The sequence below is a fragment of the Proteus sp. G2626 genome (genome assembly GCF_009915985.1).
GTDB lineage: Bacteria > Pseudomonadota > Gammaproteobacteria > Enterobacterales > Enterobacteriaceae > Proteus > Proteus vulgaris.
The window spans coordinates 398,522-414,015 of sequence record NZ_JAABNH010000027.1; the positions used below are offsets into that span (position 1 = coordinate 398,522).

Genomic DNA, 15,494 nt, shown 5'->3' on the forward strand with positions numbered 1-15,494 from the left:
TAAAAAATTTACTGAGTCAGATAGATGTCAAACACGCCCATTGAGTTAAAAGGCAGTAATTTTACCCTTTCAGTACTCCATTTAAACGATGGAACACCGAAAGTTATTCGTCAGGCGATTTCAGAAAAAATTGCACAAGCGCCTCAATTTCTGAAAAACGCACCTGTAGTTATCAATGTCTCTGCTTTAGCAGATGAAAAGATTGATTTTAAAAAACTGAGGCGAATTGTAGAAGATGCTGGCTTACGCGTCGTGGGAATTAGCGGCAGTTCGGACGCTCAACAGAAAGAAGCGATAATTGCCGCACAGTTACCTATCTTAAATGAGGGTAAAATAGCGAAGCCAACAACTCAGGCAAATAACGATAAAACGAATGAAGCACCGGCAGTTGTGCGTCAAAAAACCAAAATCATCCATACTCCTGTACGTTCAGGGCAACGTATTTATGCTCAAAATAGCGATTTAGTCGTTATGAGTAATGTAAGTGCAGGCGCTGAATTAATTGCTGATGGTAATGTTCATGTTTACGGTGTTTTGCGTGGACGTGTCTTAGCAGGAGCATCGGGTGATCAAGAGAGTCATATTTTTTGTACACATCTGTCTGCTGAGCTTGTTTCCATTGCTGGTCAATATTGGCTAAGCGACCAAATTCCTACAGACTTTGTTGGTAAATCGGTACAACTGAGTTTGCAAGAGAATGAATTAACAATCGAGAACTTAATTTAGAGCATCGACAAGGAATCACTCCATGGCACGCATTATTGTTGTTACGTCAGGTAAAGGTGGGGTTGGTAAAACAACTTCCAGCGCGGCCATTTCTACCGGCCTCGCTCAAAAAGGTCATAAGACGGTTGTTATCGACTTTGATATTGGGTTACGTAATTTAGACCTTATCATGGGTTGTGAACGTAGAGTTGTTTATGATTTTGTTAACGTTATTCAGGGTGATGCCTCTTTAAATCAAGCATTGATTAAAGATAAGCGTACAGAAAACTTATTTATTCTCCCTGCTTCACAGACAAGAGATAAAGACGCGCTCACTCGTGATGGTGTAGAACAAGTATTAGATGAACTCGATGAAATGGGTTTTGATTTTATTATTTGTGATTCTCCCGCAGGTATCGAAAGTGGCGCATTAATGGCCCTTTATTTTGCAGATGAAGCGGTTATCACAACAAACCCTGAAGTTTCATCTGTACGTGACTCCGACCGTATTTTAGGTATTCTCGCCTCTAAATCACGTCGTGCAGAGCGCGGTGAAGACCCAATTAAAGAACATCTGTTATTAACACGTTATAATCCAGGCCGAGTGAGCCGTGGTGATATGTTAAGCATGGAAGATGTTCTTGAAATTCTATGCATTCCACTTTTGGGTGTTATTCCCGAAGACCAATCTGTTTTACGTTCATCTAACCAAGGTGAACCTGTTATTTTAGATAGCGAGTCTGATGCGGGTAAAGCCTATTCAGATACAGTAAATCGTTTGTTAGGTGAAGAACATCCATTCCGTTTTATTGAAGAAGAGAAAAAAGGCTTCCTGAAACGCCTTTTTGGGGGGTAAAAGATGGCTTTACTAGATTTTTTCCTGTCGCGTAAAAAGTCGACAGCTAATATTGCCAAGGAACGTTTGCAAATTATCGTCGCTGAACGTCGCCGTGGTGATAGCGAGCCAGCTTATTTACCTGATATGAAAAGAGATTTATTAGGTGTTATCTGTAAATATGTGCAAATAGATCCAGAGATGCTTTCTGTTCAATTTGAACAAAAAGGTGATGATATCTCTGTATTAGAGCTAAATGTGACCTTACCTGAAAGCGAAGAACCGACAAAGTAAATCATATTTTACGCTTTATATAAGTCATTATTCACAGGGCCAACCATGAACTATAATCAATTTGATTGGCTCTGTGTTTAATTATATACAATCTGAATGTACCTGAATGCATAAATAGCGCTATATCTCGTTGCTATTTTAATCATTAGCGATAAATCAAAGGAGTTCTTTTATTCCACAAGAGTGTTTATTTTTACTGTCTGTCTATTTAATGTATTGTTAATACCACCTATTTTATAGGTGTTTTTGCGTACAAAAAAATAAGAGCCTCCAAAGAGACTCCCATTATGCATTACTTTCTATTTTATCAACTTCGTCTATTTATTGAACTATGTAGATTTGTTTTATCTCATAATTCAACTAATAGGAGAAATAAACGTTTAGTAAATTAAGGATATTGCGCTAGAATTTCAGACAATTTATCTTCTAATACAGCTTTTCGCCAGCGTGAAATAAGTTCAGGTTGTCCTTCTTTTATTTTCCAGTGAATACTCAATAACTGGTTAATTTGTCTTCTTGAAGCCAATAACTCCGGGTTATAACGCTCTCCCTCACTAATTTCTTGAATAACCGTCTTAATGGCTTTAAACGCTTTTTTATAATTGGGTTGTTCAATGATATTGCTTATAGGTTCAGGGCAATCTTCATCTTTCATTTCTTTCGCTTTCGCGACAAAATCTAATAATCGACGACCATGACAACGAATTTCTTGCCCAGATAGCGACAAAGCATCTAATTCTGCTAATGAGGAAGGAAGATAACGAGCAACAGACCATAAATGCTCTTCTCTCACAACGAAGTTTAATGCCATATCGCGAGCTTTAGCTTGATTTAAGCGCCATTGAGCAAGCATTTGTAAGCAGGCTAGCTGTTGGCCTTTTAATTGCCATGCATTACTAATATCACGGTAGGCAAGCTCAGGTACAACCATTTCTTGACGACGCTCTGCTATCATTTCACATTCATCAGTAATCGCATCCATATAACCAGCGTCTTGTGCTTCTACAATGAGCTTTTTAGCAAGAGGGAGTAAATAGAAGACATCACCACTGGCATATTGACACTGTTTTTCTGTTAAAGGACGCGCGAGCCAATCCGTACGCGATTCGCTTTTATCTAGAGCAATATTTTCATATTTCTCAACTAATGTTGCAAAGCCACAAGAAATCGGATAGCCCAAAAATGCGGCAACCACTTGAGTATCAATCATCGGTGTGGGGACACAACCAAACTGGTGAGAAAAGACTTCCAGATCTTCACTGCCTGCATGAAGATATTTCATGATATTTGGGTGGGTTAATAATTCAACGAAGGGAGTCCAATTGGTTATTGCTAGCGGATCAATAAGAGAGATCTGTTTACCATCATACATCTGGATCAAACCAAGATGTGGGTAGTAGGTGCGTATCCGGACAAACTCTGTATCTAAAGCAATTTGTGAAGCCTGTGATGCGGCTTTACAGGCAGTTTCTAATGCAGTGTCTGTCGTAATCAATTGATAATTCAAAACAAGTTTCTCTTATTTTTATGTCTAATGACTTTTTATGTAATGACAAAAACGCCGGTATAAACCGGCGAAATTGAAAAAGGTTATTAAGTGTTGTATCAAGATTCCGTTGAGGTTTTCAACTGTTTTTCTTCATTTCTTAACTCTCTGCGTAAAATTTTACCAACATTTGATTTTGGTAGCTCATCGCGAAACTCAATAATTTTAGGCACCTTATAACCTGTCAAGTAGCGACGACAGTGTGTTTTTACCTCATCTTCCGTCAATGTAAGGTCTTTTTTGACGATAAAAATCTTCACAGTCTCACCCGAGCTCTTACTTGGTACACCAATTGCTGCCGATTCCAATACTTTAGGGTGAGCACTAACCACTTCTTCGACTTCGTTGGGATAAACGTTAAACCCTGAAACTAAGATCATATCTTTCTTGCGATCAATAATGCGAATAAAACCTTGGTCATCCATTGTCGCGATATCACCCGTGGCAACCCAACCATCATGTAAAACTTCATCAGTGGCATCAGGACGGTTCCAATATCCTTTCATGACCTGAGGCCCACGAACCCACATCTCGCCGCCTACAGTACGATCAACTTCGTTTCCTTCATCATCCATAAACTTAACGTCAGTCGAAGGTACAGGCAATCCAATACTACCACTGTATTTTTTCAGGTTATAAGGATTACCCGTTACTAAAGGGGAACATTCCGTTAGGCCATATCCCTCTAATAAATGTTTACCTGTTAATTCTTCCCACTCTTTGGCGACACTGCTTTGTACTGGCATACCTCCGCCAACAGAGAGGTTGAGTTTAGAAAAATCGAGTTGTCGAAACTCTGGATTTTGCAACCAAGCATTGAAGAGTGTGTTTACCCCTGTAATAGCCGTGACAGGGTAACGCCCTAACTCTTTAATTGTTCCTTTAACGTCTCGAGGATTGGTGATCAGTAAGTTTTTCCCTCCAACCTCAATAAATAGCAGACAGTTAACGGTTAAAGCAAAGACGTGATACAGCGGTAATGCCGTTACCACCAGCTCTTTACCTACATGTAATGCAGGTACATAAGCCGCTTTGGCTTGTTCAAGATTTGCCAGCATATTGCGATGCGTTAACATGGCGCCTTTGGCAATACCGGTTGTTCCACCTGTATATTGTAAGAAAGCTAAATCGCCACCTGTAATTTCAGGTTTGATATATTGCATTCGATAGCCAAAATGCATTGCTCTACGAAATGAAATGGCATCAGGCAAATTATATTTAGGGACTAATCGTTTGATATACTTAACAACAAAATCAACAAGGGTCGCTTTAGGGCGTGATAGCTGATCGCCCATTCTCGTTAAAATAACGTGTTTAATACTGGTATTAAATACGATTTTTTCTAACGTATGCGCAAAGTTAGAGACTATAACAATGGCACTAGCACCACTGTCATTTAACTGATGTTCAAGTTCTCTTGGTGTGTAAAGTGGGTTTACATTTACAACAACCATGCCTGCACGAAGAATACCGAAAAGCGCGATAGGATATTGCAATAAATTAGGCATCATTAAGGCAACACGATCACCTTTTTTCAATCCTAAGCCATTTTGCAGGTATGCTGCAAAAGCACGGCTACGCTCTTCAAGTTTGCGATAAGTCATGACCTCGCCCATATTGATAAAGGCGGGTTGATCTGCGTAATTTGCGACAGCGTTTTCAAGCATCTCAGCAAGGGATGCGAAACGGTCCGGGTCAATTTCAGCCGGGACATCTGCCGGATAACGTTTAAGCCAGACTTTTTCCAAAGTAGTACTCCTGATTAATCGCACTTCTTGGTTAATATTATGTTTTATTTTTAACAAAGTATTAACTCATCCTACCAGCACAAACAATTTTCTGTTGTGAAGATGCGAAGTGTGTCACTAAATATTTTATTTTTAGATTAACAAAAAAGAAGGCGGTCAAAACCGCCCTCTCTTTTATTTTTATTCAACTTTAATAACGCTATTAGATAGTTACCTAATATATTATAGATATCAATTATACACCGTTTCATCCAAATGGAGATAAAATATTATATCGTCATGCAGTCACAAATCCCGTTTTTATTCTAAAACGGGTACGACCTGACCAGTTCCATATGGATATCCACCGTAGCCACCATATCCATGATAATAACCCCAATATGGGCCATCACCATAATAACCCCATGTCATCATAGGCGCTGGCATAATCACTTGCTGTGTGAGAGTCCAACGTTTCATGCCTGTTACATCCATGCGTAAAAATGGATAACTGGCGTCACCGACCTTGCCTGTCTCAACACCTTTGATAGTACCAACAACTGTTACATACTGATTTTTATAATCAGTAGGATCTAAGAAATGCATAACATTTGCATAGAGACGCCCAATAGATGGTTGTTGTAATTCAGGTGCTGCATCATATTGAGAAAGTGGCATAACGGCAATTTCTAGCTGTGTAGATGATTGAAGATTTTTAACATCAATTACACGTCCGCCAAAACGACCTTCTTGACCTACATAAAGTTCAGGCGCTACAAAAATACCATTTAAATCAGTGACAGGTGTTGCTGATGTTCCTTTTATTGATTCAGGTATAGAGACGCATCCCGTTAGAAACAAAGCACCAGACAAAAATAGCGCTTTGCTTACTAAACGGTAGTTTAATTGTCTTTTCATAAACCACCTCATTGCAAGTCATTATTGACGTTACTCTATAATACTATTATAGCTTTACTCTGAGATTTCTAATAGATACTCATAATCTATTCGCGGCCAGGTAGTTTTTTCCACGTCACTTCATTACGCAAATAGACAGGTTCAGCCTCTTCTACTTTTGTTGCTTTACCTTCATGCCAAGCGGTAACAGCAAGCGGTAGCATATCTTGTGCTGCAGGCAGTGTAATTTCAGTTTCAATAACGGTAAATGGCAATGTCTCTTTTAAATCAGGGTAAGCTTGCCAACCTGTCCCCGCCATTGCCCAAGTGCCCGTGGTTGATTGTAAAACTTCAACAAAGTGTTCAGGTTTCATCACCGCTTCTGTTTCTTCGCCTAACCAAATCCCTTTATCATTACGCTGATATTGTGCACAATAAATTTCACCCATACGCGCATCTATTGCGACTAAAACCTGCTTGATGCCCGTTGTTCTAAATACACCTTCTGCCATGGTAGCTAGTGAAGAAATTCCCATCATCGGTAATTCAGCACCTAACGCGATACCTTGTGCAACACCGACACCAATACGAACACCTGTAAAGCTACCCGGGCCTCGTCCAAAAGCGAGCGCATCTAATGATTGCAATGTTAAGTTCGCTTCTTCTAAGGCGCTTTTGACCATAGGTAAAATCTTTTGTGTATGTTCACGAGGTGAGATTTCAAAACGTGAAGCAACAACGCCTTCATTCCAAACTGCAACCGAACAGGATTCGGTTGCAGTATCAATTGCTAAAATTCGCAGTGACACGCCATAACTCCGGCAAATTCGATAATTAAAAGAGAAAGAATAATATCATAATAGTGTTCAACAGAATAAACACACATTCTGCACAATCGCTATTATGAATCCGATATTTCTTGTATTACATCATGCTGTGCGCGTTGACTCAAAAATTCCATCGTTTTTTCGAGTGAGCGAGTGCGTGGTGACGGTGGCAAGCTGCTTAAGAAAACCTCACCATAAGCACGAGAAACCAACCTATCATCACACACGATAATCGCACCATAATCGTGTACATCACGAATTAATCGTCCAACACCTTGTTTTAAACTAATCACAGCATCCGGAATTTGAACATCGCGAAATGCATCACCACCCCGTAATTCACAATCTTCAATACGTGCCCTTAATAAAGGATCATCGGGTGCCGTAAAAGGTAATTTATCAATAATGACACAAGAAAGTGTATCGCCACGCACATCCACACCTTCCCAAAAGCTTTGAGTTGCCACTAGCAGTGCATTTCCTGATGAGACAAATTTTTGCAGTAATTGTGTTTTACTCATTTCCCCTTGCATTAATACAGGCAAAGGCAAACTGACTTTAAATTCTTCAGCAAGTCCACGCATCATGGCATGTGAAGTACAGAGGAAAAAACAGCGCCCCTGGTTTTTTAAAATAACAGGCGTTAGCATCGTTGCTAAACGTTTTGCAGTATAAGGCTGATTTAATGGCGGTAAATAACGAGGAACACAAAGTAATGTTTGATGCTGATAATCAAATGGACTATTTAAAATCAGCGTTGTGGCATTTTCTAACCCCAATCTATCCGTGTAATAAGACATTTGCTCATTCACAGAAAGCGTTGCCGAGGTAAATACCCAACTGCTTTTATGTGATTTAATTAATTCACGAAATTTATCTGCAACAGAAAGTGGCGTAATAGCCAGTAAAAAATGACGACCGTAACTTTCAAACCAGTAGCTATAACCAGGAATTGTAGTATCAATTAGGCGTTTTAAGCGGTTGCGATAAATCGTGGCTCGTTCAAAGGCGCTATCGAGTAATTGGCTTCGCCCTAATGAGAGCTTCATGACGTCATAACTTAGTTCTAACGCATCATCAAGCAACGTAAGAAAACGTTTTGTTTCACCACCTTGTAGCAGTTCACGTAAATTCCCTCGATAGCCTGTTTCTCCTAATACTAAGCGAAAATCCATGACCATTTGTGTTAATCGATCGGCACTTTTTTGCAATTGAACTTGGTCGCGTACTTCTGTGCGATAAGCAACGGTCATATCTCTAGCGAGATCAAAAAGTTGTCTACTCGTCAGTTGTTGACCAAAATAATGACTGGCAATATCCGGAATTTGATGAGCTTCATCAAAGATCATAATTTCAGCTTCCGGAATTAGTTCACCAAAACCGGTATCTTTAACGACAGTATCCGCCATAAATAAATGGTGATTAACCACCACGACATCCGCATCCATTGCTTTTTTACGTGCGCTTAGAACATAGCACTCTTTATAACGAGGGCAATCACTTCCTAAACAGTTATCGTTAGTACTCGTAACTAGAGGCCAAACTCGGCTATCTTCTGCAACACTGTGACAACGGCTAACATCACCATCTTCTGTCTGTGTTGACCATTGACGTATATACATCACATCAGACAATACTTCAGCTTCCAGATCACCACCACTGAGCATTTGTTGATCAAGTCGTTCTAAACACAGGTAATTTGAGCGCCCTTTTAATAATGCTGTGTTGCCATCGTAATTAATGGCTTTAATGATCGTTGGTAAATCTCGATTATAAAGTTGATCTTGTAGGGCTTTAGAACCTGTTGAAATAATGGTTTTTTTACCTGAACGCAAAGCAGGTACAAGGTAAGCATAGGTTTTCCCTGTTCCCGTACCAGCCTCCGCAATAAGTACACCCTGCTTATCAATAATATCTATTATTGATTTCGCCATTTGTCGTTGAGCTTCACGGGGATGAAATCCAGGAATAGTTCGGGTTAAAATCCCGTTTTCTGCAAAATCGTCTGACACAGGCATACTCTTTTTATAAAATAAGACGTAAATTATGCCAGTGGATAATCAAAAGTACCACCTATGCCGTTAATACAAAGGAGAACGCAATGACAATTAAACGTATCGACCCCGAAGATCGCTGGTCTGAAGCGGTTATTCATAATGACACTATTTATTACACCGCTGTACCAGAGAATTTATCAGGCGATATTATTGAACAAACAGCAGACACATTAGCGGCAATCGATGTCTTATTACAGCGTGTAGGTTCTGATAAAACTCAAATTCTTGATGTGACAATCTTTTTAGCTGATAAAGCCGACTTTGAAGGGATGAATAAAGCATGGGATGCATGGGTGGCTAAAGGTAGCGCGCCTGTACGTTGTACTGTGCAAGCACAATTAATGCATCCTGAATATAAAGTCGAAATTAAAATTATTGCGGCAATGTAATTGCACTGTTATTAGCACCCGGATTTATGGGTGCTTATTTTTTGAATTTAATTTATCGGCTAAATCAAGATAATAATCTGATAAATGTTCATTACCATATACTTCAGCAATATGGCTCGTTCCCATAAATGTTAAGAAAAACTCAAAAGGCCCATAAAATTTTTTGGCTACCAATTTAAAATTTTAGGCACGCTCTTTCTACTGCTCGAATTTATTGCCATTGTGCTTTATGTAGCTATAAGTTTGCATATGCAACAACTTTTAGTGAAACCTAAATCTAAACGTATTTTTAATCGCGTTTGTTCCTCCCTTTTGGTATTCGCAAACATGGGCTTACTTTTAGGGCAACGAAGAAAAAATTAAATTTTATAGATATCGTTCCAAATAGATTAAATTTGTAGAGATAACAAAAAAGCTGAATTTATAAAAATTCAGCTTTTTTATTGTCTCTGACTTTGCTGTGATAATTAGATTTCGAACATTATCAAAATATCATTTATTCTGTTAATTAGATTTAGGCAAACTTAATCATTACCATACCAACCAGTAATAATATAATCCCCCCCCATCCTTTATAATTAAGTCGTTGATTAAATAAAATCCAACCAGCGGCAATAGTTGCAATAATTCCGAAAGCACCCCATAAGGCGTAAGCAACCGAAAGCTCGATCCCTTTGACCGCCATTGCTAGTGCGCTAAAAGCACCTAAAACACAAACCAGTGATAATATTCCTAATCCCATTCGGCTAAAGCCGTTAGACATTTTTAAAAATATATTTGCAACGATTTCAAGTACTACAGCCAATATTAAAAATGCACCATGCCACCATTCAAATTGAGCTAACATAATTAAGCCTCCTTGATATTGGCAGGAATTGACTTATTTGCTCCTTTTACAGCACTCGCAACATACTTGGCTTTACCCGCGATACTTTTTACCGAATCTGTTGTTTTCTTCGTAACAGCCGATTTTTTAGTACCCGATTTGATAAGTGTGATCCCTGCAATTAACATCGCTAGACCACCTAACTTTAATGGTGACAGTGATTCACCAAACCACAGAACGCTAAATGTCGTAATAATGACAATTCCAATACCTTCCCACAGTGCATATGCTACACCTAATGCCACTTTCTTAACGGCTATGGCTAAAAAGATATAGGAAGTGGCAATCATTAACCACATCACTATCATTCCGGTGTAACCACCGCTTACACTGGCGTACTTCATTGATAAAGTGCCAATAACTTCACAAACAATAGCTAATGCTAAAAATATCCAATAAATCATTTTTTCATCTCTCATACACATTTGAAATACGCCGAAACGTTTCTTGCGCAGGAAGATAGAGAATATGTAGATAGTCTTTCTGGCGGCAATAAAAGCCGAACGTTAAGGCAACGTCATTTCCTGATTGTGTCAGGAATTAAGATGAGAGATTTCTATAATGCGCCACACCAGTAGTGTTCACTGGATAAAATAGCAGAAAGGAATAACTTATAGGTAGAACGTTTAACTTTGACGCTTTTGGCGCTAGTCATGATTATTTATTCTTTCATCGCACAGACCATCCGCACGATATACTCCGAACCCTCATATAAGATGGTTAAATGTTACATGATATTTCTATCATGCCGAATTATTTAAAGCAATGCCTTTTCGCAAAATTTTTTTGTTAATTGATTGGTTTTATTTGAGTTTTAGTTTCTAAGCAAAATCAGATTGCATAGTTAATCAGGCGTTTTCTGTTCTTTCAGCAGTTTTATTCATCTAAATTGCTGTAATTATGCTTAAAGATATTGACCAAAGACAAAAACACCCAGCTTAACTGGGTGTTTTTCTTTATAATCGACAATCGAAATTAATTATTCAATTTCATTCCATGAACGCCCATCACGAGTGATCATTGCAACAGATGCAACAGGCCCCCATGTACCAGCTTGATAAGGCTTTGGCAGTTCATTATCGCATTCCCATGCATTGATAATTGAATCAACCCATTTCCATGCTTCTTCTACTTCATCGCGACGTACAAATAATGCTTGAATACCACGCATTGCCTCTAACAATAAGCGTTCGTAAGCATCCGCTAAATGTGTTTGATTGAATGTTTCAGAGAAACTCAAGTCCAGCTTCGTCGTTTGTAAACGATGTTTATGATCAAGACCCGGTGCTTTATTCAGCACTTCAATATCAATACCTTCATCTGGCTGTAGACGAATAGTTAGTTTATTTTGTGGTAGCTCTTGATAAGTCTCACTAAAAATATTTAATGCCGGTTTTTTAAAATAAACCACAACTTCTGAACATTTACTTGGCAGACGTTTACCTGTTCTTAGATAAAACGGAACACCAGCCCAACGCCAGTTATCAATATCAGCGCGGATAGCCACAAAGGTTTCTGTATGGCTGGTTTTATTTGCACCGTCTTCATCAAGATAACCAGGCACTTTCTTACCTTGAACAAAGCCTCCCGTATATTGCCCACGCACCGTTTTTTCGCGGATATTAGTATTATCAATACGACGTAATGAACGTAAGACTTTCACTTTTTCTTGGCGAATACTATCTGCGGTTAAATCAGCAGGCGGGGACATTGCAATCATCGTTAAGATCTGCAACAGGTGGTTTTGTACCATATCACGCATTTGACCCGCTTGGTCGAAATATCCCCAGCGCCCTTCGATGCCAACCTCTTCTGCAACCGTAATTTGGACATGATCAATCGTTTTATTGTCCCAATTATTAACAAAGAGAGAGTTAGCAAAGCGCAGTGCTAATAGGTTTAAAACCGTTTCTTTACCTAAATAGTGGTCGATACGATAAATTTGACTCTCTTTAAAATATTTCGCCACACTATCATTAATAGAAACAGAAGACGCTAAATCCGTGCCTAATGGTTTCTCCATCACAACACGATTTGGCTCTTTATTAAGTTTTGCATGACCTAACCCTTTACACATTGCACTAAAGGTACTGGGTGGCATTGCAAAGTAATAAATAGCCGGTAATTTGTCTTGTTTTAGGTGCTTTGATAGCTCAATGAAATGGTCTGTTTCATTGACATCAAGATTACAAAAATCTAAGCGATCACTTAAACGCTGCCAAATTTCAGGATTAATTTCTTCTTTTAAAAAGGTTTTTAATGCTTCGTGGGCAACATTTTTATATGCCTCAGCATCCCAATCGGCACGGCCTACACCAATAATGCGAGAGTCAGGGTGAATATATCCTGCTTTTTCCAATTGATATAATGATGGAATAAGCTTACGGCGTGCGAGATCCCCTTTCGTACCGAAGATAACCAGATCACAGGCCTGAGCAGTCGATATCGCTGCCATAGTACGTCTCCTCATGATGAGATTTTGTAATTTTGTTACAGAATTTTGTATTAATGTACTCTTTTGGGTGTATTCAGTAAATACGCTCACACATTTTAGTCTCTAACTTACCACAGATATTGTAATGCTTCATTTTATGTCTCGTGTTTTATCCTTTCTTGTAACTTTACAACAGTTTTGTTTCTTGTTTTCAGCTTTGAAAGTTAGACACACGTCATACTTTAACGAAAAAAGCCCTGTTTACCGATGGTTTACACTGCAAGCCTTGTTCTTTGCGTAGTATATTTTCATAAAACCGTTATAGATTTCTCCTTTTATTGAAATTGGCAAAGCCTAGGATCTGTATATTTAATGAATATATTGGAAAGGGTTCAGTCTAATCTGGACATCTTGAGTAAATCAGAAAAAAAAGTGGCTGAGGCTGTTTTAACTGCGCCACAAACTGTTATCCACTCTAGCATTGCCTTAATGGCTAAAACGGCTGATGTCAGCGAACCCACCGTTAATCGTTTTTGCCGTCGTATGGCAACGAAGGGATTCCCTGATTTTAAATTACAATTAGCACAAAGCATTGCCAACGGCACTCCCTATGTCAATCGTAATATTGATGATTCTGATACGGTCTCTTCTTATACCAATAAAATTTTTGAATCCGCCATGGCTGGATTAGAAAACGTCAAAACAAATATTGATATCGCTGCCATTAATCGCGCAGTGGATATTCTGACTCAAGCTAAAAAGATCTCCTTTTTTGGTTTGGGTGCATCAGCCGCCGTTGCTCACGATGCCATGAACAAATTTTCTCGTTTTAATATTCCTGTCACTTACTTTGATGACGTTGTTATGCAACGTATGAGCTGTATTAATAGCACTGATGGTGATGTTGTCGTTGTTATCTCACATACGGGGCGTACTAAAAATCTTGTTGAAATAGCTAAAATTGCACGCGAAAACGATGCTTCAGTAATTGCAATTACGACACCTGGCTCACTTTTAGCTTTTGAAGCCACCCTTCCCATTTTGCTTGATGTGCCTGAAGATACTGATATCTACATGCCGATGATCTCCCGCCTTGCCCAACTCACTATTATTGATGTTCTTGCCACAGGATTTATTTTACGCCGAGGGCCAAAATTCAGAGATAACTTGAAGCGCGTCAAAGAAGCATTACGTGATTCACGGTTTGATAAGTAACCGTTTTTAATTATTCTGTTAGTATTGTCACACTTCCTATTGTGCCCCTGACTAGATAAGTTTTTGAAAAATGGTAGCATATCTGCGAGCTAACTCTCGTATATACTGAAAACAGTAGTGTATGTTGCAATTAGCTTGATGCGTTTCACTTAACATATTGGATGAAATATTGTCTAATTTCTGTTTTATCCGATAGCCAACACCTTTCGTTCAAGGTCAACGGAGTAATACATGTCCAGACGGCTCAGAAGAACAAAAATTGTTACCACCTTAGGCCCAGCAACAGATCGTGATAATAACTTAGAAAAAATTATTATTGCTGGTGCGAATGTTGTTCGATTAAATTTCTCTCATGGTTCTGCGGAAGATCATCTTGCTCGCGCTAATCGTACGCGTGAAATTGCCGCTAGACTTGGTCGCCATGTTGCTATTCTTGGGGATCTACAAGGCCCTAAAATCCGTGTTTCTACATTTAAAGACGGAAAAGTTTTCTTGAATGTCGGTGATAAATTCTTACTTGATGCCACCCTTGAAAAAGGCGAAGGCAATCAAAATCAAGTCGGCATTGACTATAAAGGACTACCCGCTGATGTAGTTCCTGGTGATATTTTACTACTCGATGATGGCCGTGTTCAGTTGAAAGTACTTAAAGTCGATGGACTAAAAGTCTTTACTGAAGTCACTGTAGGCGGTCCTTTATCTAACAATAAAGGTATTAACAAGTTGGGTGGCGGTCTTTCTGCTGATGCATTAACAGAAAAAGATAAACAAGATATTATTACAGCTGCCAAAATTGGTGTCGATTACCTCGCTGTTTCATTCCCAAGAACCGGCGAAGATCTTAATCTCGCTCGACGTTTAGCCCGTGATGCAGGTTGTGAATGCCAAATCGTGTCTAAGGTAGAACGTGCTGAAGCTGTTGCTAATGATGAAATTATCGATGAGATCATTCTTGCATCTGATGTAGTGATGGTAGCCCGTGGCGATTTAGGCGTTGAAATTGGCGATCCAGAACTTGTTGGTGTTCAGAAAAAATTAATTCGTCGTGCTCGTCAGCTTAATCGCGTAGTTATCACTGCAACTCAAATGATGGAGTCAATGATAACAAACCCAATGCCAACACGTGCAGAGGTTATGGACGTTGCTAATGCCGTGTTAGATGGTACTGACGCTGTTATGCTATCTGCTGAAACAGCAGCAGGACAATACCCAGCAGAAACAGTTGCTTCAATGGCACAAGTCTGTTTAGGGGCAGAAAAAATGCCTGCGGCTAATGTATCTAAACACCGCTTAGATATGGTGTTTGATACCGTAGAAGAAGCCATTGCAATGTCCACCATGTATGCCGCTAACCATATGAAAGGCGTTAATGCCATTATTGCAATGACAGAATCAGGCCGTACTGCTCGCATGATGTCTCGTATCAGTACAGGTTTACCCATTTTCTCAATGTCTCGACATGAGAAAACACTCAATCAAACAGCACTTTACCGTGGTGTTACACCTGTTTATTGCAGCACTCATACTGATGGTATCGCAGCCGCAAATGAAGCTATTGGGCGTTTACGTGATAAAGGTTTCTTGGTTTCTGGTGATTTAGTGTTAGTCACGCAAGGCGACCAAATGGGCACCGTAGGCAGTACCAATACATGCCGTATTCTTACTGTTGAATAATACAGGGC

14 protein-coding genes are annotated in these 15,494 nt (G+C 39.3%); 6 read left to right on the forward strand and 8 right to left on the reverse strand.

Annotated features, from left to right (window positions below; translation table 11 throughout):
- Window positions 1-24 precede the first annotated feature (24 nt).
- Genes minC through minE form a run of 3 tightly spaced genes read left to right on the forward strand, consistent with a single transcriptional unit; the run spans window position 25 to window position 1,834 of the window.
- A complete protein-coding gene (gene minC / locus GWJ05_RS14325; RefSeq protein WP_036936683.1) occupies window positions 25-726 on the forward strand; it encodes a septum site-determining protein MinC in 702 nt (233 codons plus the stop codon).
- A 22-nt stretch (window positions 727-748) separates the two neighbouring features.
- On the forward strand, window positions 749-1,561 hold the full coding sequence (minD, locus tag GWJ05_RS14330; protein ID WP_036936680.1) for a septum site-determining protein MinD: 813 nt from the start codon (window positions 749-751) through the stop codon (window positions 1,559-1,561).
- 3 nt (window positions 1,562-1,564) lie between these two features.
- On the forward strand, window positions 1,565-1,834 hold the full coding sequence (gene minE, locus GWJ05_RS14335; protein WP_023582089.1) for a cell division topological specificity factor MinE: 270 nt from the start codon (window positions 1,565-1,567) through the stop codon (window positions 1,832-1,834).
- 388 nt (window positions 1,835-2,222) lie between these two features.
- On the opposite strand, the gene rnd is transcribed toward minE, so the two are convergent.
- The 5 genes from rnd to GWJ05_RS14360 form a co-directional block, all read right to left on the reverse strand.
- Window positions 2,223-3,341, reverse strand: a complete 1,119-nt coding sequence (gene rnd / locus GWJ05_RS14340; RefSeq protein WP_036936677.1) for a ribonuclease D — start codon at window positions 3,339-3,341, stop codon at window positions 2,223-2,225.
- Window positions 3,342-3,439: 98 nt separating this feature from the next.
- Window positions 3,440-5,128 carry a long-chain-fatty-acid--CoA ligase FadD gene (gene fadD / locus GWJ05_RS14345; protein ID WP_036936674.1) on the reverse strand — a complete coding sequence of 563 codons (1,689 nt, stop codon included), beginning with the start codon at window positions 5,126-5,128 and terminating at the stop codon, window positions 3,440-3,442.
- A 300-nt stretch (window positions 5,129-5,428) separates the two neighbouring features.
- Complete coding sequence (locus tag GWJ05_RS14350) at window positions 5,429-6,025, reverse strand: Slp family lipoprotein (RefSeq protein WP_036936671.1); 597 nt, start codon at window positions 6,023-6,025, stop codon at window positions 5,429-5,431.
- A gap of 86 nt (window positions 6,026-6,111) precedes the next feature.
- Window positions 6,112-6,813: a tRNA (adenosine(37)-N6)-threonylcarbamoyltransferase complex dimerization subunit type 1 TsaB gene (gene tsaB / locus GWJ05_RS14355; RefSeq protein WP_036936668.1), complete on the reverse strand. Its 702-nt coding sequence runs from the start codon at window positions 6,811-6,813 to the stop codon at window positions 6,112-6,114.
- A gap of 92 nt (window positions 6,814-6,905) precedes the next feature.
- Window positions 6,906-8,849 carry an ATP-dependent DNA helicase gene (locus tag GWJ05_RS14360; RefSeq protein ID WP_087802345.1) on the reverse strand — a complete coding sequence of 648 codons (1,944 nt, stop codon included), beginning with the start codon at window positions 8,847-8,849 and terminating at the stop codon, window positions 6,906-6,908.
- 83 nt (window positions 8,850-8,932) lie between these two features.
- Here GWJ05_RS14360 and GWJ05_RS14365 point away from each other — a divergent pair, with 83 nt between their 5' ends.
- Window positions 8,933-9,277, forward strand: coding sequence for a RidA family protein (locus GWJ05_RS14365; RefSeq protein WP_036936665.1), 345 nt, complete (start codon window positions 8,933-8,935; stop codon window positions 9,275-9,277).
- Between the two features lie 514 nt (window positions 9,278-9,791).
- Here GWJ05_RS14365 and mdtI read toward each other — a convergent pair.
- The 3 genes from mdtI to zwf form a co-directional block, all read right to left on the reverse strand.
- A complete protein-coding gene (gene mdtI / locus GWJ05_RS14370) occupies window positions 9,792-10,124 on the reverse strand; it encodes a multidrug/spermidine efflux SMR transporter subunit MdtI (protein WP_006536614.1) in 333 nt (110 codons plus the stop codon).
- A 2-nt stretch (window positions 10,125-10,126) separates the two neighbouring features.
- Window positions 10,127-10,567 carry a multidrug/spermidine efflux SMR transporter subunit MdtJ gene (mdtJ, locus tag GWJ05_RS14375; protein ID WP_161681464.1) on the reverse strand — a complete coding sequence of 147 codons (441 nt, stop codon included), beginning with the start codon at window positions 10,565-10,567 and terminating at the stop codon, window positions 10,127-10,129.
- A gap of 575 nt (window positions 10,568-11,142) precedes the next feature.
- Window positions 11,143-12,618, reverse strand: a complete 1,476-nt coding sequence (zwf, locus tag GWJ05_RS14380) for a glucose-6-phosphate dehydrogenase (protein WP_036936662.1) — start codon at window positions 12,616-12,618, stop codon at window positions 11,143-11,145.
- A gap of 351 nt (window positions 12,619-12,969) precedes the next feature.
- Here zwf and GWJ05_RS14385 point away from each other — a divergent pair, with 351 nt between their 5' ends.
- Together GWJ05_RS14385 and pyk are read left to right on the forward strand one after the other, a co-directional pair.
- Complete coding sequence (locus GWJ05_RS14385) at window positions 12,970-13,812, forward strand: MurR/RpiR family transcriptional regulator (RefSeq protein WP_036936659.1); 843 nt, start codon at window positions 12,970-12,972, stop codon at window positions 13,810-13,812.
- Between the two features lie 231 nt (window positions 13,813-14,043).
- Window positions 14,044-15,486 carry a pyruvate kinase gene (pyk, locus tag GWJ05_RS14390; RefSeq protein WP_036936657.1) on the forward strand — a complete coding sequence of 481 codons (1,443 nt, stop codon included), beginning with the start codon at window positions 14,044-14,046 and terminating at the stop codon, window positions 15,484-15,486.
- Window positions 15,487-15,494 lie beyond the last annotated feature (8 nt).

Coding starts and splice junctions, on each gene's coding strand:
- pyk (WP_036936657.1), top strand. CDS start 14,044: ATGTCCAGACGGCTCAGAAGAACAAAAATTGTTACCACCTTAGGCCCA.
- GWJ05_RS14385 (WP_036936659.1), top strand. CDS start 12,970: ATGAATATATTGGAAAGGGTTCAGTCTAATCTGGACATCTTGAGTAAA.
- minC (WP_036936683.1), top strand. CDS start 25: ATGTCAAACACGCCCATTGAGTTAAAAGGCAGTAATTTTACCCTTTCA.
- minE (WP_023582089.1), top strand. CDS start 1,565: ATGGCTTTACTAGATTTTTTCCTGTCGCGTAAAAAGTCGACAGCTAAT.
- mdtI (WP_006536614.1), bottom strand. CDS start 10,124: ATGTTAGCTCAATTTGAATGGTGGCATGGTGCATTTTTAATATTGGCT.
- GWJ05_RS14365 (WP_036936665.1), top strand. CDS start 8,933: ATGACAATTAAACGTATCGACCCCGAAGATCGCTGGTCTGAAGCGGTT.
- minD (WP_036936680.1), top strand. CDS start 749: ATGGCACGCATTATTGTTGTTACGTCAGGTAAAGGTGGGGTTGGTAAA.
- mdtJ (WP_161681464.1), bottom strand. CDS start 10,567: ATGATTTATTGGATATTTTTAGCATTAGCTATTGTTTGTGAAGTTATT.
- GWJ05_RS14360 (WP_087802345.1), bottom strand. CDS start 8,849: ATGCCTGTGTCAGACGATTTTGCAGAAAACGGGATTTTAACCCGAACT.
- zwf (WP_036936662.1), bottom strand. CDS start 12,618: ATGGCAGCGATATCGACTGCTCAGGCCTGTGATCTGGTTATCTTCGGT.
- GWJ05_RS14350 (WP_036936671.1), bottom strand. CDS start 6,025: ATGAAAAGACAATTAAACTACCGTTTAGTAAGCAAAGCGCTATTTTTG.